At 29.0% G+C, this 18,274-nt stretch carries 19 protein-coding genes; 15 read left to right on the top strand and 4 right to left on the bottom strand.

Features of this window, described 5'->3' with window-relative positions; genetic code table 11:
- Positions 1–23 precede the first annotated feature (23 nt).
- Positions 24–707, top strand: coding sequence for a response regulator transcription factor (locus J418_RS0103330; RefSeq protein ID WP_017753076.1), 684 nt, complete (start codon positions 24–26; stop codon positions 705–707).
- Complete coding sequence (locus J418_RS0103325; RefSeq protein ID WP_017753075.1) at positions 707–2,077, top strand: sensor histidine kinase; 1,371 nt, start codon at positions 707–709, stop codon at positions 2,075–2,077. The genes J418_RS0103330 and J418_RS0103325 overlap by 1 nt, the downstream gene beginning before the upstream one ends.
- Before the next feature lie 31 nt (positions 2,078–2,108).
- On the opposite strand, the gene J418_RS0103320 is transcribed toward J418_RS0103325, so the two are convergent.
- Positions 2,109–3,506, bottom strand: a complete 1,398-nt coding sequence (locus tag J418_RS0103320) for an MFS transporter (protein ID WP_017894787.1) — start codon at positions 3,504–3,506, stop codon at positions 2,109–2,111.
- Positions 3,507–3,711: 205 nt separating this feature from the next.
- Between J418_RS0103320 and J418_RS0103315 the strand changes: the two genes are divergently transcribed.
- The 4 genes from J418_RS0103315 to J418_RS0103300 all read left to right on the top strand — a co-directional run bounded on the left by J418_RS0103315 (position 3,712) and on the right by J418_RS0103300 (position 7,532).
- Positions 3,712–4,881: an MGDG synthase family glycosyltransferase gene (locus J418_RS0103315; protein WP_017753073.1), complete on the top strand. Its 1,170-nt coding sequence runs from the start codon at positions 3,712–3,714 to the stop codon at positions 4,879–4,881.
- A 126-nt stretch (positions 4,882–5,007) separates the two neighbouring features.
- Complete coding sequence (locus J418_RS0103310; protein WP_017894786.1) at positions 5,008–5,679, top strand: DedA family protein; 672 nt, start codon at positions 5,008–5,010, stop codon at positions 5,677–5,679.
- Positions 5,680–5,910: 231 nt separating this feature from the next.
- Positions 5,911–6,429 carry a phosphatase PAP2 family protein gene (locus tag J418_RS0103305; protein WP_017753071.1) on the top strand — a complete coding sequence of 173 codons (519 nt, stop codon included), beginning with the start codon at positions 5,911–5,913 and terminating at the stop codon, positions 6,427–6,429.
- 263 nt (positions 6,430–6,692) lie between these two features.
- The gene (locus J418_RS0103300) at positions 6,693–7,532 is read left to right on the top strand and encodes an undecaprenyl-diphosphate phosphatase (RefSeq protein ID WP_017753070.1); all 840 of its coding nucleotides are present in this window, start codon (positions 6,693–6,695) and stop codon (positions 7,530–7,532) included.
- Between the two features lie 215 nt (positions 7,533–7,747).
- Here J418_RS0103300 and J418_RS0103295 read toward each other — a convergent pair whose 3' ends face one another.
- On the bottom strand, positions 7,748–8,515 hold the full coding sequence (locus tag J418_RS0103295) for an ABC transporter permease (protein WP_017753069.1): 768 nt from the start codon (positions 8,513–8,515) through the stop codon (positions 7,748–7,750).
- The gene (locus tag J418_RS0103290; RefSeq protein WP_017753068.1) at positions 8,512–9,168 is read right to left on the bottom strand and encodes an ABC transporter ATP-binding protein; all 657 of its coding nucleotides are present in this window, start codon (positions 9,166–9,168) and stop codon (positions 8,512–8,514) included. The genes J418_RS0103295 and J418_RS0103290 overlap by 4 nt, the downstream gene beginning before the upstream one ends.
- 307 nt (positions 9,169–9,475) lie before the next feature.
- On the opposite strand from J418_RS0103290, the gene J418_RS0103285 reads away from it, so the two are divergent.
- From J418_RS0103285 to J418_RS0103265, 5 genes are all read left to right on the top strand, one after another.
- The gene (locus tag J418_RS0103285) at positions 9,476–10,345 is read left to right on the top strand and encodes a LysR family transcriptional regulator (RefSeq protein WP_017753067.1); all 870 of its coding nucleotides are present in this window, start codon (positions 9,476–9,478) and stop codon (positions 10,343–10,345) included.
- Between the two features lie 33 nt (positions 10,346–10,378).
- The gene (locus J418_RS0103280; RefSeq protein WP_017894785.1) at positions 10,379–11,551 is read left to right on the top strand and encodes a pyridoxal phosphate-dependent aminotransferase; all 1,173 of its coding nucleotides are present in this window, start codon (positions 10,379–10,381) and stop codon (positions 11,549–11,551) included.
- Between the two features lie 191 nt (positions 11,552–11,742).
- Positions 11,743–12,282, top strand: coding sequence for an AAA family ATPase (locus J418_RS0103275; protein WP_017753065.1), 540 nt, complete (start codon positions 11,743–11,745; stop codon positions 12,280–12,282).
- A 2-nt stretch (positions 12,283–12,284) separates the two neighbouring features.
- Positions 12,285–12,719: a hypothetical protein gene (locus tag J418_RS0103270; RefSeq protein ID WP_017894784.1), complete on the top strand. Its 435-nt coding sequence runs from the start codon at positions 12,285–12,287 to the stop codon at positions 12,717–12,719.
- 20 nt (positions 12,720–12,739) lie between these two features.
- Positions 12,740–13,510: a DUF1648 domain-containing protein gene (locus J418_RS0103265; RefSeq protein WP_017753063.1), complete on the top strand. Its 771-nt coding sequence runs from the start codon at positions 12,740–12,742 to the stop codon at positions 13,508–13,510.
- A 124-nt stretch (positions 13,511–13,634) separates the two neighbouring features.
- On the opposite strand, the gene J418_RS0103260 is transcribed toward J418_RS0103265, so the two are convergent.
- A complete protein-coding gene (locus tag J418_RS0103260; protein WP_017753062.1) occupies positions 13,635–13,841 on the bottom strand; it encodes a TOBE domain-containing protein in 207 nt (68 codons plus the stop codon).
- Between the two features lie 564 nt (positions 13,842–14,405).
- On the opposite strand from J418_RS0103260, the gene modA reads away from it, so the two are divergent.
- From modA to J418_RS0103240, 4 genes are all read left to right on the top strand, one after another.
- Positions 14,406–15,227 carry a molybdate ABC transporter substrate-binding protein gene (gene modA / locus J418_RS0103255; RefSeq protein WP_017753061.1) on the top strand — a complete coding sequence of 274 codons (822 nt, stop codon included), beginning with the start codon at positions 14,406–14,408 and terminating at the stop codon, positions 15,225–15,227.
- Between the two features lie 39 nt (positions 15,228–15,266).
- On the top strand, positions 15,267–15,953 hold the full coding sequence (gene modB, locus J418_RS0103250) for a molybdate ABC transporter permease subunit (RefSeq protein ID WP_017894783.1): 687 nt from the start codon (positions 15,267–15,269) through the stop codon (positions 15,951–15,953).
- A gap of 1 nt (position 15,954) precedes the next feature.
- Complete coding sequence (locus J418_RS0103245) at positions 15,955–17,019, top strand: sulfate/molybdate ABC transporter ATP-binding protein (RefSeq protein WP_017894782.1); 1,065 nt, start codon at positions 15,955–15,957, stop codon at positions 17,017–17,019.
- 147 nt (positions 17,020–17,166) lie between these two features.
- Positions 17,167–18,135 (top strand): hypothetical protein, encoded by a 969-nt coding sequence (locus tag J418_RS0103240; protein WP_017753058.1) that lies wholly within the window; start codon positions 17,167–17,169, stop codon positions 18,133–18,135.
- Positions 18,136–18,274 lie beyond the last annotated feature (139 nt).

The raw sequence follows: 18,274 nt of genomic DNA, 5'->3' as shown, positions 1-18,274 counted from the left end.
AATACTGTTTTAGAGGTGATTTTTTGAAGAATTATGAAATACTTATAATTGAAGATGAAAAGAAAATGTCAATGTTTATTCAAATGGAACTTGATCACGAAGGATATGTTACTGATGTTGAATATAATGGTAGAGATGGATTGAAGAAAATACAGAATGGAAATTATAATCTTGTGCTTTTAGACATAATGCTGCCTGAACTAAATGGAATAGAAGTTTGTAGGAGAGTAAGACAGTTTTCCAAGGTTCCAATTATAATGATAACCGCTAAAGATGATGTTACAGATAAAGTAATGGGTTTGGATATCGGAGCAGACGATTATCTCACAAAACCATTTGCGATAGAAGAGCTTTTAGCTAGAATAAGGGTTATAAGAAGAAACAACGTTGAAAAATCCGGCAATCATGAGTATAAAGTAAATAATCTAATAATGAATACTAAAACACATGAGGTTATAAGAGGTGGAAAATTTATTGAACTTACCAAGAAAGAATATGATCTGCTGGAATTTCTTTTAAAGAATAAAAATGTAGTTTTAACAAGAGACAAACTTATTGAAAAAATTTGGGGATATGATTATTTTAGTGATACCAATGTAGTTAGTGTATTTATAAGATATCTTAGAAGTAAAATTGATGATGGATTTGATGATAAATTAATAACTACTGTAAGAGGGGTCGGATATGTAATAAAAGGAGATAAATAATGAGTTTGAATTTAAATATAATACGAAATGCAAAGATATCTGTTAAACTGACTGGAATATTTGCCATTATGTTCTCTGTAATGTTGACGATATCTAGTGCTTACATATTGAATGGAGTGAGGCATTATCTATATACACAGGCAAGTAAACGTGTAGAAGATGTAAATTCAATAATAATCAACAGATTAAAATCAAACAGAAATTTATCAAATAATGCGCTTTTTTCAGATATAATGCCAAACGAAAATATATTTGTAAAAGTTATAGATAGTAATAAAAAAATAATTAATGCGTCCAATGAATTTGATTACAATTTAAAAATTTCTAAACCATATGGAAAAGCAAGACATATTGAAAGTCAGGAAAGGCATCTTACTTATTTGAATGCAAAAATTTCGGATAAAAATCATGGGACCTTATATATACAGACAATTAAGGACATGGATAATGAATATGATTTTCTAAAGGTATTGTTCCTTTTTATGGCTGCAGCAGATCTATTTGGAATAATTTTATCCGTTTTATTGGGGTATATTACAAGTAAAAAAATGTTAAATCCAATTGCTGATATTACAAAAACTGCTGATGATATAAGCATTAATAATTTGAAAGAAAGAATATGCATAAAGGGACCCAATGATGAACTGAGAAGGCTTGCTGCAACATTAAATAATATGATTGATAGACTTCAGGGCTCTTTTAACAGGCAGGTCCAGTTTGTATCGGATGCATCTCATGAGCTCAGGACACCAATAGCTATAATTCAAGGATATGCCGGCCTTTTAGATAGATGGGGAAAGAATGACAGAGCAGCTCTTGAAAAGTCTATTGAAGCCATTAAATCCGAATCATACAATATGGGCAAACTTGTAGAAAAATTGCTTTTTCTGGCTCGGGGCGACAATAAGTCACAAAAGATAGAAAAAAATAAATTTCACCTTAATAAACTGATAGATAAAGTTGTGGAGGAAACTAGACTGATAGATAAAAAACATACTATATCAAATACTAACAATGAAAATATACAGATTATTGCAGATTATAAGCTTATAAAACAATTAATTAGAATAATTGTGGATAACAGCGTAAAATTTACGGCGGAACACGGTAATATAGATATAAGTTCCATTAAATCCGGGCAATACATTAATATAATAATAAGTGATACTGGAATAGGTATTCCGAAGAATGAAATCCATAAAATATTTGATAGATTTTATTGTGTAGATAAATCGAGATCTAAAGATCTTGGAGGAAGTGGTCTTGGATTATCTATTGCCAAGCAAATTATTGAAATATATAATGGAAACATTGATGTTAAGAGTGAAGAGGGAAAAGGTACAAAAATAACTATAAGTTTAAATATATGATTGAAGATTGCATATTATTGATTGCACGTCATTAGCTTAACTTAGCACGTTTATGTAGTATATTTTTAACTTCATTTATATCTTTTGCATTATTCTTTGCCATCTTTATATAAGCTAAAGCTGAAGGAATTAAAAATAGTTGAAATAATGATAAGGTAATTATGTAATTCTGAGGTTCTCTTATATTTACAGAGACAGCGGAAAGCAAAATTCCTATCCCAGCATTTCCTATAGTTCTACCCAGGCCATTAGCTAGATTAGCTATACTAAAAGCAGTTCCCCTGTGTTCTGGAAGATTTACGTCGGTTATTAAAGCAAGCCAATTTGGTGTATTTGCAGATTGCAGTGCGCTTGCAAAAAAAGACAATGTAAATATTATGCATATCCATGGGTTTGTTACAATTCCTTTTAATAAAGTCATAAGTATTATTAAAGGATAGTTGTTTTGCGGTAATTTAAGTCCATACATTGGAACTATAAACATTGCTATATAAAATGGTATTATGGCGAATACAACACATGAGGTGAGAATAGCTCTTCCTTTATATGTTTTTTTTTGAACCATATCGCCTATATGACCAAATAAAGGAGATGTTAAACCACCTAATTGAAATATAGCAAAAAGATATCCGGCAGCAATAATTGAAACTTTTGGACTGTAGTCTTGTTGCTGAATTTTTGAAATATATAGAGTTGGCAGCCATATTAGAGTACCAGTTGTAATATTCATAAAAAATGCCTGTAAAAACAATAAAATATTACTTCGCTTTGAAATGATTTCATATAAATGATTAAATTGAATGCTGTAATTGTATTCATGTCCTTCTTTAATAAGGTTTTGTAGTTCGGGTTCTGACTCGCCTACGGTAGGTTCTCTTATAAAAAAATATAATATAATTAATAAGAAACCTATGATACTTACAAATTCAAACGGTTTTCTCCAGCTTGTAAAAGAGGCTATCAGTGATGCCATTAGTGCTCCTGATATCCCACCAAATCCCTGAGCCATACCCCAAAGGCTTAATAACATTCCTCTGTATTTATTCGGAATATAGTCAGTTAAAATGCTAAAACCAATTGAGGCTATACATCCTAATCCTATGCCGGTAAAAATTTGAAGAATAAAGAGCTGAAGATAATTACTACAACGGGATATCAAAAATACTGAGAATGACCATATAATAGTTCCTATAATAACAAGTAACTTTCTATTGAATTTACCTGTGAGATAACCCCATAGAATTGATGAAAAAGATGTAACTAAAATGTTAACTGCTGAAATAATTCCCAATGAAGAAATTTGAACATTCATATCTTTTGCTATAGAAGAAAAAAGTGGTGGAAATAATCCTATGATAATATTATCAAAGGCAGCTAAAGCTATAAAAACAAAAACAGTGTAAATCATTTTTATATTATTGATGTCCATAAAAATCTACAACTCCTTTATTTTTCAGATCTTATTTATTATAATTCATTTTAAGATCAAATATTAAAATCTAATATAATCTTAATTAAGTTTTAATATTGATTTATACTTGATTATGTAAAATTATATATAGATGGTAGAAGGTTTCTACAAAATATTATTGGTAGTATCCATATTTTAACTTAACTAATGAAAGGAATTAATTATGATTAATAGTGTACTTATCATTTCGTCTAATTTTACTGGAAACGGACACAAAAGTATAGCTGAGTCTCTATGTGAAAAATTTTCAAACAATGAAAATGTCAAAATTCATATTGTTGATGGTTTTTCACTTGGTGGAACCACTTTGTTAAATATAGCCAAGGCATATGGACCCATAACTAGAAAATCAGAGAGTCTATGGAAGCTTATATGGGATATATCATCTGTTAAACCATATCTCATTAATGAAATTATTGAGTTAATGGTAAAAGATAGATTTTTAAACTTATTAAAAAAAATAAATCCAAATTTGATTTTGTCAATACATCCAAATTTCAATGGCTCTCTTATGAATATATTAAAAAAATATAATATCAAAATACCATTTGTTACACTTATTGCGGATTTGGTGAGCATATCACCTCTATGGGCAGATCCAAGAGCTAATTATATTATAAGCCCTACACAAGAAGCAAAATATAAATGTATGAAATTTGGTGTTCCTGCAGAAAAAATAAAGGTTTTGGGTTTTCCGATTCGTTCGAGATTTTATAATTGCTCATGTCAACGTGAAGAAAGTCAAAATTATAATATGAATAAACTTCTGAATTGTATGATAATGAGTGGTGGTGAAGGTGTTGGAAATATGAAAAAAATAGCCGAGATTCTGCTCGATAACTTTAATTGTACAGTAAAAATTGTGGCAGGCCGAAACGCAGAATTGAAAAAAAAATTGGAAAAATCATTAATCAAAAAATATGGCAATAAAGTTGAAATATACGGCTTTACCAAGAATATACAGGATTTGATGCGATGTTCTGATATTGCATTTACACGAGGAAGTCCTAATGTCATTATGGAAGCTATAGCATGTAATGTACCTTTAATAATAACTAATGCTTTACCTGGACAAGAAGAGGAAAATCCAAGATTTGTTGAAAAGTATAATCTTGGAGTTATATGCAAAGATACAAGAAAAATAGAAACCGTAATAAGTGATTTACTTGCGAATAATTTACAAAAACTAAATGAAATTAAAAATTCCCAGAGAATTTATGCCAAGCAAGATGCTGCAGAAGATATTGTAAATTTTATTTTAGGTATGAAAAATAATTTTAATGAAGTAGAAATAAAGGATACAAATTTTTTAATCTCAAAAGTAAAAATGTAAATGTTAAAATTTTTATTTAATTATAATTTCTTTTTAACCATATCTTAATTTTATATGTATAAGATAATACATAAAAAATTAAGTTAAAAATATTTAGCTTTTAAATAACAGAAAGGAAGAAAATTTATGAGTATTATCGGAAATCTGATTAACATTGTACTACATCTTGACAAATATTTGAATATTATAATGCAGAATTATGGCTTATGGACATACGGTATAATATTTTTGATTGTATTTTGTGAAACAGGACTGGTTGTTACACCATTTTTACCAGGTGATTCTATTATTTTTGCAACTGGAACGCTTGCTTCAGAAGGTATTATGGAAGTATTTACACTGTTTATGGTATTTTTTATTGCGGCAGTAATAGGTGATACCGTTAATTATTATATAGGCAAAAAGGTTGGAAATGGTATTCTAAAAAAGGGAAACATCAAATTTATAAATGGAGAATATCTTGATAAGGCACATAGATTTTATGAAAAACATGGAACTGCAGCCATAGTAATAGGAAGGTTTATTCCAATAATAAGGACATTTGTGCCATTTGTGGCCGGAGTTGGAGAGATGAAGTATTCAACGTTCATAATTTATAATATGTTGGGAGCATTTTTATGGATATGCTTATTTTTAGGTGGAGGATACTTTTTTGGAAATTTGCCAATTGTAAAAAATAATTTTTCCTATGTATTGATTATCATTATAATAATATCGCTTATTCCAGCGGTTATTACATTTATAAGAGGAAAGAAAAAGGATAATCATAGTGACGATATTGTCAATACGGAAATCTGATTTTTCATAAATGTAAATATATTTAATGTAAATACAATAGTTCCTTAAATAATATGGATATAAGATAATAAGTGTATTGCAAACAAATTATTATTAAATTTATCATAATATAAATGTTAAATTCATTGCATTTCAAGTTCTCAAGTAGGTATCCAATAGTATTTGGATACCCACTTTCATATAAAAGATCTATAGAATATATATTTTTGTAGAAAAGGGATGAAAATAACGATGCTAATGTTACAGAGATTTGATATATATATATTGTCTATTATCAATAAATATTTGAGAAATAAATACATGGATACATTTATGTGTATCATGACAAAATTAGGGGATATGGGTGCTATCTGGATTGCAATAGCTTTTATTTTACTATTGGACAAAACATATAGATACATGGGAAAGATGATAATAATAACTTTGGTTGCAAGCACAGTTCTTGGAGAGGGGATATTGAAACATCTGATAAAACGTTTAAGACCATGTAATGAAAAAAAGGATATCGAACTTATAATTAAGAAGCCAGTGTCATTATATTCATTTCCTTCAGGACATACTTTATCTTCTTTTGCAGTGGCAGGAGTCCTGTCAACATATTTTATACAATATGAGCTGATTTTTATTGTACTGGCATCTCTTATAGCTCTATCCAGGATATACTTGTACGTTCATTATCCTACAGATGTTATAGGCGGAATTATAATTGGATTAATGTGCTCAAAATTTATTTTGATATTTTGTAACTAATGCCATAGAAATAAAATAAGATATAGTTTTACTTTTTATTATATTTCAATTACATCCTAAAAAAATTAAAATCCCACTAAACTTAAAGATTTAAAATTTAATGTTAAGAATCTTGCTATATTGTCATTATTAAGGAAAATTTTCTATAATATTAATGCTGTCTTAATGTATATGTACTAAAATAATTAACGATAAACCGCTATTATTTTAATATATTTAAAAATGTTTATCATAAAAAACAAATTTAGGAAGGTGAATGAAAAATGTATATGTTATTTATAATAAAAGCAATTATAATAGGTATTGTAGAAGGAGTTACTGAATTTTTGCCAATATCATCTACAGGTCATATGATTATAGTAGGTGACTTGATAAATTTTAGTGCTCCAGCTTATAGAAAAGCTTATGTAGATATGTTTGAAATTGTAATTCAACTAGGAGCAATACTTGCAATATTGGTACTTTACTGGAATAAAATATCTGGTTCCTTAAAAAATCTCACTCCCGGAAAATGGGGATTTAAATTGTGGTGCAATATAATTATTGCATTTATACCAGCTGCAGTTATCGGATTCTTGCTCGATGATATAATACAGGCAAAATTATTTAATAGCATTACAGTAGCCTGTGCACTTATATTGGGTGGTTTTCTAATGATATTTATGGAAAATAAGTACAGAAGAGGGAATAAAACAGATAGGATTGAAGATGTAACTGCAAAACAGGCTCTAAAAATAGGATGCTTTCAATGTCTTTCTCTTTGGCCGGGGATGTCAAGATCTGCATCTACAATAATGGGTGCATGGACAAGCGGACTCACTAATGTGGCAGCAGCAGAGTTCTCATTTATTCTAGCAATACCCACTATGATAGCTGCAACAGGTTTTTCTCTGTTAAAAGTAAAAATAACGATGACTACACCAGAAATAATTGTACTTATTATAGGATTTGTAGTTTCGTTTATAGTAGCATTGGTTGTTGTTGACAAATTTATAAGTTTTTTAAAGCGAAAGCCTATGAAGGTTTTCGCTATATATAGAATATTTATAGGAGTACTAGTATTGATATTAGCATATATAAATATTATAAATGTTACAAAATGAATACTATTGAAATTAATTTTTTTACCTGTAGATTTGTACTCTAATATTTCTTAAAAAACATACATCAAAAAATGGGGACGATAAATGTAAATGTTACTTCTCCAAATTTGATAAAAGAAACCTATAAAGAATATAAGTCTCAACAATGTAATACTATAATAATAGATTTTGGACTTAATTATAATAATTATAACTAAAAATTTTAAATAAAATTGTTATTTGTTAATTAGTTGTTTTCTATCATTAAAAAACTTTTTATAGCTTAAGTAACCAGCTGTAAAGGAAGTTATAGAAGTAGCAGAAAGCATCATAAAAGTAACTATTATCTGATATTTTACAGCGCTAACAGGTGAAGTACCCGCTAAAATAAGTCCAGTCATCATACCTGGAAGTGCTACTACTCCAAGAGTTTTGGCTGAATCAATAGTAGGAATCATACCAACTTTAATAGAATCTTTTACTATATTTGAACATGACTGATAAATGGTTGCTCCAAGGGCGAGTTTTGTTTCAATTTCATCTCTTTTATCTTTGAAATTAAGTTTTATTTGTTTAAAACTTAATCCTAAGCTTATCATGGAATTACTTATGATCATTCCTCCAATAGGTATTATTTGATATGGCTCATATTTTATTATTCCTGAAAATATGAGAATGATTAAAGTAACTAATGTTCCCAAGGTTATTGATAAAAAAGATATAATAAAAATATTCCTGATTTTACCACCCCTTTTAGCTGCATTGTATGATGCATTTAATATCATGAATAATAATAAAAATGTAGTGAAGAATACATTTTTTAATCCAAATATATAATTTAATATATATCCTACTATAATTAATTGTACTACAGCTCTTGCCATGCTTATAAGTATATCTTTTTCAAGACCTAATTTCTGCCAATAGGAAAAGACAAGAGAAATTAAAACAAGTATTAGAGAAAAAAGAATAGAATAAATGCCAATATCTGCAGCCCTGTTCATTTTACAACCTCCAAAGATTTCAATTTTCCATTTTCAATCGATAAAATTTTGTTTGCATATCTTTTGCTTTGTTCTGGATTATGAGTTATCCATAAAATGGTAATACCTTTTTCGTTTAAAGATTTTATTATGCTTTCTACAATAAAAGTATTTTTTTCATCAAGTGCTGATGTAACTTCATCTAATAAGAGAATTTTAGGAGTAAAAATAAGAGTTCTGATTAATGAAATTCTCTGCTTTTCTCCGCCTGAAAGATCATTTATGCTTCTGGATAAATACCCGGCATTCATTTTGAAATCCTCCAATAGTTTTTTAATTATTTTTAGATCTACTTTTTTATTTCTTATAGAAAAGGGGAATTTTAGATTGTCCATAACAGTGCTCTCAAAAAGAGAAGGAGTTTGAAGGCAATAGGCTACTTGTCTCCTCCACTCTATAGGATCATATTCAGTATAAGGTATTTCCTTATAGAATATATTTCCATAGGATGGATTTATAAGTTGACAGCACAATCTAAAAAATGTACTTTTTCCACTGCCGGAAGGTCCAATTACAGATATGAAATCACTGTAGTCAATTTTTATAGAAATATCTTTTAATATAGCCTTATTATTTTTGATGTATGATACATTTTTGAATTCCATTAAAGACATAGAAAAATCTCCTTGAATATAAGTATATTTATCATAATATATAATTAACATTAAAATCAGATTAAATTCCAGAACTTATTAAAAATAGATATAGTTTATTATAGTGATATTAATAAAATTTTTAATATTATTAACAGCAAAATATAAGCACTGTATGTTGAATAAATTTTATGTTTCAAGTATTATTATATCAAGAAGATTTATATATTAAAAATGCTAAGTATGTATTATCGGTATATAAAAATTATATATTGAGTCTGTAAGCTTATCTTCAATTTAGATTTCTAAATTTTATGAGGTGAAATATATGGATATTAAGCAGCTTAAATACTTTCTTACTATAGCAGAAGAGGGAAAGATAACAGGGGCAGCTAAAAAGTTGAATATAGCACAACCACCTTTAAGTTATCACCTAAAACTGCTTGAAGAAGAATTGGGAATAAAACTTATGGATAGGGGAAATAGAAAAATTCATTTAACGGATGCAGGGAAAATACTTAAAAATAGGGCTGAACAGATACTTGAACTGGTGAATTCCACCGTTAAAGAACTAAAGGATTTTAATGAAGGAATCAGGGGGACGTTGTCAATTGGTACTGTGTCTTCCTCAGGGGCAACTCTTTTTCCTAAAATAATAGAAAACTTTCACTGCAAGTATCCAAATGTAAATTTTGAAGTGAGAGAAAGCAATACTTATAGAATAATGGAAATATTAAATAGTGGAGTTATAGAAATTGGTATAGTCAGGACTCCTTTTAATGAAGATGGATTGAATGTTGTATTTAGGCCTAAAGAGCCAATGATAGCAGTATTTAGAGATGATATGAAAAGTTTTGATAGAAATACACCCATAGAATTAAAGGAATTGGTTGATAAACCAATTATTGTATACAGAAGATTCGAAAAAATTATAATAGAAGCTTGTCAAAAATATGGGTTTGTTCCAAATATAATTTGCAAGGACGATGATGCAAGAACCACTCTCTTATGGGCGGAATCTGGCATTGGAATTGCGATAGTTCCCAAATCAGCAATAGATATTATGCAAATATATAATCTTGACTATACTCTGATTAAAGAACCAAGTTTGGAAACAAGTATAGCGGCAATATGTGTAAAGGAAAGATATATATCTTCTGTAGCTAAAAATTTTTTAGAGGTGTTTTCTACAATATAATAATATTGAATATTTTGAAAGGATGTGTTTTTATTGCCTGATTTAAGTAGAAAAATGAATAATTTTACTGATTCAGTTATAAGAAGAATGACAAGAATATCAAATAAATATGGAGCGGTTAATTTATCTCAGGGTTTTCCAGATTTTGATCCACCAAAAGAGATAAGAGACGCTCTTAAAATTGCGGCTGACAGGGGCCCCCATCAATATGCAATTACATGGGGAGCACCTAATTTTAGAGAAGCTTTGGCCGAAAAACAGTCTAAATTTATGGGAATAAATATTGATCCTGAAACTCAAATAGCAGTTACTTGTGGAAGTACAGAAGCAATGATGGCAGCAGTTATGACAGTGTGTAACCCGGGTGATAAAGTAATAGTATTTTCTCCTTTTTACGAAAATTATGCAGCAGATGCCATACTAAGTGGAGCCAAGCCTATTTATGTATCTCTTAAGCCGCCTGAATTTTCTTTTGACAGGGAGGAACTTGAGAAGGCTTTTGAGCAGAAGCCCAAAGCACTTATATTGTGCAATCCTTCAAATCCTACAGGAAAAGTTTTTACACTTGAAGAATTAAAATATATTGCAGAATTAGCTGAAAAATATGATACATTTGTTATAACCGATGAAGTATATGAACATATTGTAATGGATCCTTGTAAACATATTTATTTTGCCTCCCTTCCAGGTATGTTTGACAGAACTATAAGCTGTAGCTCCCTATCGAAGACGTATTCTATAACAGGATGGAGATTGGGATATGTTATAGCTAATGAAAGAATAATAGATAATGTAAGAAAAGTCCATGATTTTCTAACTGTAGGTGCAGCCGCTCCACTTCAGGAAGCAGCAGTAGCAGGACTTAAATTACCGGATAAGTATTATATTGAACTAAAAAATCTTTATACTGAAAAAAGAACTCTATTTCTTAAAGGATTAGATGAAGCAGGATTAAAATATTATAAGCCCAATGGAGCTTATTATGTTATAGTAGATGTATCTGAATTTAATGTAAAAAATGATTTGAAATTTTGTGAATGGTTTGCAAAAGAGGTGGGAGTGGGAGCTGTACCAGGTTCAAGCTTTTTCAAGGAAGATGTAAATTATCTTATAAGACTTCATTTTGCTAAAAAGGATGAAACACTCATAAAAGCTATTGATAGATTGAAAACACTTAAGGATAAGGTTAAATTTTATACAGAATAGAGTGTGATGTTGTGAATTCATATAGCTTTAAATATGGAAAAGATACTATCATCTTGTATGAAAGGTAAACACAATACTGACTAATAGATATGTAAGTATAAAAAAGCATATGAAATTAGCAATGATAATCCCAATGTAATTCTTATGCCATATGGAGGTAATACTCTTCCACTATTATAGGAGGGATAAGTATGAGTAAAATAATATGTATTTCAGGGGAAAGCGGAAGTGGAAAAACTACTATTGCGGAATTACTTGAAAAAAGGGGATATAACTATATAGAAAGTTATACTACACGACCTATGAGATTTCAAGATGAAGAAGGACATATATTTGTAAATATGGACAGATATAATAAGGACAAAAAAAGTGGAAATATGGTTGCAGAAACTTTTTTTAATGGCAATTACTATTGGACCTTAAAAGAACAGTATGAATCAGGAGAAAAATCTGTTTGTGTAATGGATGCAAGAGGTTCAGATGATTTAAAGCAGAAAGAATTAAATTGTCTGTGTATATTCTTAAAATGTGATGAAAAAACCAGAAAAAACAGAATGTATCTTAGAAAATATGGATATAAAATTAACAATATATTGGATTTTGAAATTGAAAATAGAATAGAACATGATAGGGATGAATTTAAAATAGTGAGATGTGATTATGTAGTAGACAGCAATAGAAGTATAGATGAAGTTTTTAGGTGTATAAAAACTATTATAGGAGAATTTTAAATATGAAGTTAGAAAATAAAAACTTAAATTTTAGTTTGAAATTAGTATGTTTTTCAGCATTAGTAATTGCATCTTATTTCTTTATAGAAAATCTATCATATATTGCAATAATACCTGTAATTATGTGTATATATGATGGATTTAAAATATTCAAATGTATGAAAAATAGAGATGGACTAAAGATAGTTTCATTTTTGGCAACAATCCTAGTATTGATCTTCATATTACATTTAGTGGTAGTAAGTGGAATCGGAAATCCTGTTCCGGTACTGTTGTTGTTTTTAATTACAAATTTATTTTTTATATATAATATAATTATATATATATACAATAGATACAGGAAACTTACTTTGCTGCTTCATATAATACTGTGGATATTATGTGACAGTATTCCAATTTTGATGATATTTATATTATCTGCAGGATTAACATCCTAATTTTAAGGTAGGTGAAATTTATGAAAAAGAATGATTCAAAAATAAAAGAACAATACGTAAACGGGAGGGTATCTCAGTGGTTTTTCATAATTCCTATAATTATAATTATTATAAATATAATTTTGGGATATGTATATTATAATTCACTACCTAATAAAGTTGCTACACATTGGGACTTCTCAGGAAATATAACAGGGTTTCAACCGAAATCCATATTTTTAATATGGGAGATGCCATTATCGCAGATATTTATTACTGTTGTGTTCTTTTTAATATATAAGGCTCTAGGACATTCCAAAAATAATACAAGTTTTTCAAATTCAAAATTTGATTTGCAAAGAAATAATATATTTGCAAGGACTTGGTCTATATACATGATAGTTTTCTGTGCTTTAATCAATATTGTACTTACTATGGGAACTCTACAAATATTAAATGTATTTTATATAAGTGAAAAGTTTTCTGCAATTGTAATCGGTATATTTTTGGTAATAACTTTCTCAAGTGTTATAATTCTTTCTGTGAAATTAGGACAGGGAGGCTCCAATATAAAATTAGAAGGTGAAACTAAGGAAAACAAAATCTCCAAAATACATAGAGATGATCGAAAATATTGGAAGTTTGGCAATATTATTTACTATAATCCAGATGATCCATCTTTATTTGTTGAGAAAAAGTTTGGAATAGGTTGGGCAATAAATGCTGGGAAACCTGCTGGAATGGCAATATATATAGGCCTAATAGTACTAATTGTAATCATTACTGCTTTAGCTAGGCATGTAGGTAGATGATTTGTAATTTAATAGCTGTAACTAATTTTTATTTTAGGGACTTGTATGATTTTATGAATTAAAAACAGCTGTATATCTTTTGAATAATATATACAGCTGTTTAGTACTTTAAACAATATTAAAATTAAGCCATTACCATTACGTTTGATGCTTTGATTACTGCTGTAGCTTCTGATCCTACTTTAAGACCAAGGCTCTTTATTGCATCCAATGTTATAACAGAACATACTTTTTTTCCGTCTCCTAAATCTATTACAACTTCTCCATTAACAGAACCTTCCTTAATTTCAACTACCTTACCTTTTAATTGATTTCTTGCACTTATTTTCATAATTGCTTCCTCCTGTATGTTAAAATTTATATTATTATAATTTACTTTACGTAATATTATTATACAAAAAATTCATTGAAAATCAAATTTTAGTTAAAATGATATTATGTGTAATATCATTTATTTATATATCGCTATATTATGTATTGATATATAAATAAGCTTATATAATAGTATAAATCTGTTTAAATATTAATAAAAAGCATATAAAAAAATTATTTTGTAATGTTATATGTATTTAAAAAATTATTTTTATATTGAAATCATACATATATTTCTTAAAAACAATATCGCCATTAAGCAATTTACTAATTGATACTATATATTTGACAATTGTATAATAATATACCTCTAAAATTATAAAATTAATAAAAAACACTTGATTGTTTATTTTATAGAATATATAATGTATAACATAGAATTGTAAAACTTAAGTGTATAATAAGTATATTATACGTTTTATCATGTTACATTAAGTTTGGCAGTAATTAAGTTTTGTATGCTGTTATAACGTTTTCACAATAAATTTTATATAAATTTAAAAAAACTTTGGGAGGGCTATTAATGAAAAGATCTAAAAAATTTTTATCTCTAATTTTATTTGTATTTATTACCATTGTATCAGTTGGATGTGGAAATACTGTACAGAAATCTGAAACCAATGATTCCAACAGTACAAAAGAGCAGGCTAAACCTGTAACTTTGACTGTATCTGCAGCAGCTAGTTTAAAGGATTCCATGAATGAAATAAAACAGCTGTACACAAAACAATATCCTAATGTAACCATTAATTATAATTTTGGAGGTTCAGGAACACTTCAAAAGCAAATTGAACAGGGCGCTCCGGCAGATTTATTTATTTCTGCTGCAACAAAGCAGATGGATGCACTGAAAAAGGAAAATTTACTTGTAAATGATACTATTAAAAACTTGTTGAAAAATGATGTAGTACTCGTAGTTCCCAAAGATTCAAGCAATGTTAAAACTTTTAATGATTTGACAGGAACTGATGTTAAAAAACTTGCACTTGGAGAACCTAAAAGTGTACCGGCAGGACAATATGCTCAGGAAATATTTACAAGCATGAAATTAACAGATAAAGTACAGTCAAAAGTTGTATATGCAAAAGATGTAAAGGAAGTTCTAACATGGGTTGAAACTGGAAATGCTGATGCCGGGATTGTGTATAAGACGGATGCACTTGTATCAAACAAGGTCAAGATTGTGGCTGCTGCACGTGAAGATTCCCATAAACCTGTTGTATATCCTGCAGCTGTAGTTAAGGCAACTAAAAATTCAAATGAAGCTAAAAATTTTCTCAAATATTTATCAGGAAATGATGCAAAAAAAATATTTGAGAAATATGGATTCAAATTTGGGGTTTAGTTAGAATACCAGATTGATGCAATAGGGGGAGATGCAATTATGGGATTTGATATTTCACCAGGATTGATTTCTATAAAAACTGTATCATTATCTACAATAATAACATTTTTTATTGGAATTGCAGTTGCTTACTGGATGACAAATTATAATGGAAAACTTAGAAATATTTTGGACACCATATTTACACTGCCACTCGTACTTCCGCCAACAGTAGTTGGATTCTTTCTACTCCTTATATTTGGGAAAAACGGCCCTGCAGGAAAATTACTTTTGAACATGGGTACTACTTTGATTTTTTCATGGCCGGCTACAGTTGTAGCAGCTACTATTGTTGCCTTTCCTCTTATGTATAGAACAACTAAAGGAGCTTTTGAACAGATAGACAATAATGTAGTAAATGCTGCCAAGACCCTTGGAGTATCTGACTGGAAAATATTTTGGAGGGTTATGATTCCAATGGCATGGCCAGGAATTGCAGCAGCTGCAGTTCTATCGTTTGCAAGAGCTCTTGGAGAGTTTGGAGCTACTCTCATGGTGGCAGGCAATATACCGAATAAGACTCAAACAATTCCTGTAGCTATTTATTTTGCAGCTGAGAATGGGGAAATGGGCACAGCATTTATATGGGTCATACTGATTGTTTTAATTTCAACTGTAGTAATTTTTTTAATGAATTATTGGAATGAACATCATCAGAAGAATATCTATGGAGTTAGGAGAAAGTAGTATGGGACTTTATGTTGACATTGAAAAAAAGTTTCCAGAATTTAATTTAAAAGTCAAATTTGAATCCAAAGATGGTGTCCTGGGTTTACTTGGAGCTTCAGGTTCAGGAAAAAGCATGACTTTAAAATGTATTGCAGGTCTTGAAACACCAGACAGGGGAAAGATAGTATTGAATGAAAAAATATTCTATGATTCAGGAAAAAATATAAATATACCAATTAAGAAAAGAAAGGTAGGATTTTTATTCCAAGATTATGCACTATTTCCGAATATGACTGTAAATCAGAATATAGGTTTTGCACTGGATAATATCTCTAAAAGCGAAAAAGGTGAAATAGTAAGAGAAAAAATAAACATGATGAATCTTACAGGGCTATCAGAAAGATTTCCAAGCCAGCTTTCAGGAGGACAACAGCAAAGAGTTGCAATTGCAAGAGCACTTGCAATTAATCCTGAAATATTACTATTAGATGAACCATTTTCAGCTTTGGACAGCCATTTGAGAAGTAAAATGGAGAAAGAAATTGTAGGTATATTGTCAACTTATAGTGGAAGTGCAGTTTTTGTATCTCATAATAGAGATGAAATATATCGTATTTGTAAAAATATTGCAGTAATTGATAATGGAGTTGTTGATGCATATGGAGAAAGGGAAGAAATTTTTTCTAATCCACCTACTCTGTCTTGTGCTAAACTTACAGGATGCAAAAATATATCAAAAATTAAAATAATAGATGAAAACACAGTAGAGGCGCTAAATTGGGGATGTACTATTAAAGTTAAAGATAAGATACAGGGATATCCAAAATATATAGGGGTAAGAGCACATTATATTGAATATACATATGATGAATATGGAGAGAATACTTTTAGCTGTATTCTTGATTCTATAAGTGAAAGCCCATTTACAGTTATGATTAATCTATATATATTAGAAAAAAAATCACCTGAAAAGTTAAAATGTATACAATGGGAAGTGAACAAAGAATTTTGGAATAAAATCAAGAATATTAAACAGCCTTGGAATATATATATCAATCCACAAAAGGTTTTTATGGTCAAATAAAATTTAATATATTATTAAATATATTCTTGTTTTTTTAAATAAGAATATATTTTTTGAGCGAATATATGCTAAACTACAAATAAACTAATGAAATTTTCTGAATGTTGTGCTATAGTAATATAAAATATGTAATCGGGGAGGAATACTATGAATGATGTAGATACCAAGTATGGAAAGTTAAAAGGAATATCACGAGCTGAATTTTATGAGAATGGTGCTATAAAAGAATGTACATTAAATGACATAAATGAATTGAAAACAGCTTATGGCATTTTAACTCCACAATATAAGGAAGATGGACTAAGAAGTAAGCATATAGGTTCACTTTCTTTTTATGATAATGGTAGTTTGAAAAGCATATATCTTCAAAATCCCACTGAAATAAAGTCTCCTATAGGATTAATTCAGGCAGAATTTATCACGTTTTATGAAGATGGAAATATAAAAAGAATATTTCCGTTGAATGGCAAAATAACTGCTTATTGGACTGAAGAAGATGAATATAAACTTTCCAAGGAAATAGAAATAAGTCTTTCTATAGGTTATTTAAAGAGAAAGGTTGTTGCTGTTCATTTTTATAAAAATGGTTCTGTAAATAGTATTACATTTTGGCGCAAAGATAAAATAAAAATAAATTCACCTTTAGGACAGGTCATAGCCCGTATAGGTATATCGTTTTATCCTGATGGAAAGCTTAAATCTTTTGAACCGGGCAACCCTGTAGATGCAAACACTGAAATAGGCATTATAAAGGCATATAATACTCAGGTCATAGGTATACATGGGGATTCAAATTCTTTGGAATTTTCAAAATGCGGTAAAGTAAAAGCACTTATAACTTGCACAGATAGAATAGAGGCAGTCAATAAGATAAGTGGGGAAAAACAGATGTACAGGCCATTGCTTAGAAAGAGTATAGTTAATGAAAATGCAATGGAAGTTATACCTTTAAATATAGAGTTTCAAGATAATAAGGTTATTTTCAGTAATGGAATGATGCATAAATTTCAGAATGAATTGAATATTGATGAATTTAACTTTAATATAAGTAATTTGAATCTTAATCTCAAATCACCTTGTTCATCCTGCAGCGAATGTTCAAATTGTAATGATTAAAAAAATGAAATGCAATTATAAAAAGCTTTACTTATGTATTCAATTTATTGTATAATATATTATATAAGGTAACAAATTGGGTTGAATGGCAAATTAGGTTTGTTAATTTTCTCTTTTTGTGTTATACTAGTATAATTAG

The organism is Clostridium tyrobutyricum DSM 2637 = ATCC 25755 = JCM 11008, from assembly GCF_000359585.1.
Lineage (GTDB): Bacteria > Bacillota > Clostridia > Clostridiales > Clostridiaceae > Clostridium_B > Clostridium_B tyrobutyricum.
The sequence above is the reverse complement of the archived record's forward strand: the minus strand, read 5'-3'. Positions and strand labels throughout refer to the sequence as shown.

Coding starts and splice junctions, on each gene's coding strand:
- J418_RS0103290 (WP_017753068.1), bottom strand. CDS start 9,168: ATGTCTTTAATGGAATTCAAAAATGTATCATACATCAAAAATAATAAG.
- J418_RS0103240 (WP_017753058.1), top strand. CDS start 17,167: ATGAATGATGTAGATACCAAGTATGGAAAGTTAAAAGGAATATCACGA.
- J418_RS0103270 (WP_017894784.1), top strand. CDS start 12,285: ATGAAGTTAGAAAATAAAAACTTAAATTTTAGTTTGAAATTAGTATGT.
- J418_RS0103260 (WP_017753062.1), bottom strand. CDS start 13,841: ATGAAAATAAGTGCAAGAAATCAATTAAAAGGTAAGGTAGTTGAAATT.
- J418_RS0103275 (WP_017753065.1), top strand. CDS start 11,743: ATGAGTAAAATAATATGTATTTCAGGGGAAAGCGGAAGTGGAAAAACT.
- J418_RS0103265 (WP_017753063.1), top strand. CDS start 12,740: ATGAAAAAGAATGATTCAAAAATAAAAGAACAATACGTAAACGGGAGG.
- modB (WP_017894783.1), top strand. CDS start 15,267: ATGGGATTTGATATTTCACCAGGATTGATTTCTATAAAAACTGTATCA.
- modA (WP_017753061.1), top strand. CDS start 14,406: ATGAAAAGATCTAAAAAATTTTTATCTCTAATTTTATTTGTATTTATT.
- J418_RS0103310 (WP_017894786.1), top strand. CDS start 5,008: ATGAGTATTATCGGAAATCTGATTAACATTGTACTACATCTTGACAAA.
- J418_RS0103300 (WP_017753070.1), top strand. CDS start 6,693: ATGTATATGTTATTTATAATAAAAGCAATTATAATAGGTATTGTAGAA.
- J418_RS0103325 (WP_017753075.1), top strand. CDS start 707: ATGAGTTTGAATTTAAATATAATACGAAATGCAAAGATATCTGTTAAA.
- J418_RS0103245 (WP_017894782.1), top strand. CDS start 15,955: ATGGGACTTTATGTTGACATTGAAAAAAAGTTTCCAGAATTTAATTTA.
- J418_RS0103305 (WP_017753071.1), top strand. CDS start 5,911: ATGCTAATGTTACAGAGATTTGATATATATATATTGTCTATTATCAAT.
- J418_RS0103285 (WP_017753067.1), top strand. CDS start 9,476: ATGGATATTAAGCAGCTTAAATACTTTCTTACTATAGCAGAAGAGGGA.
- J418_RS0103295 (WP_017753069.1), bottom strand. CDS start 8,515: ATGAACAGGGCTGCAGATATTGGCATTTATTCTATTCTTTTTTCTCTA.
- J418_RS0103315 (WP_017753073.1), top strand. CDS start 3,712: ATGATTAATAGTGTACTTATCATTTCGTCTAATTTTACTGGAAACGGA.
- J418_RS0103320 (WP_017894787.1), bottom strand. CDS start 3,506: ATGGACATCAATAATATAAAAATGATTTACACTGTTTTTGTTTTTATA.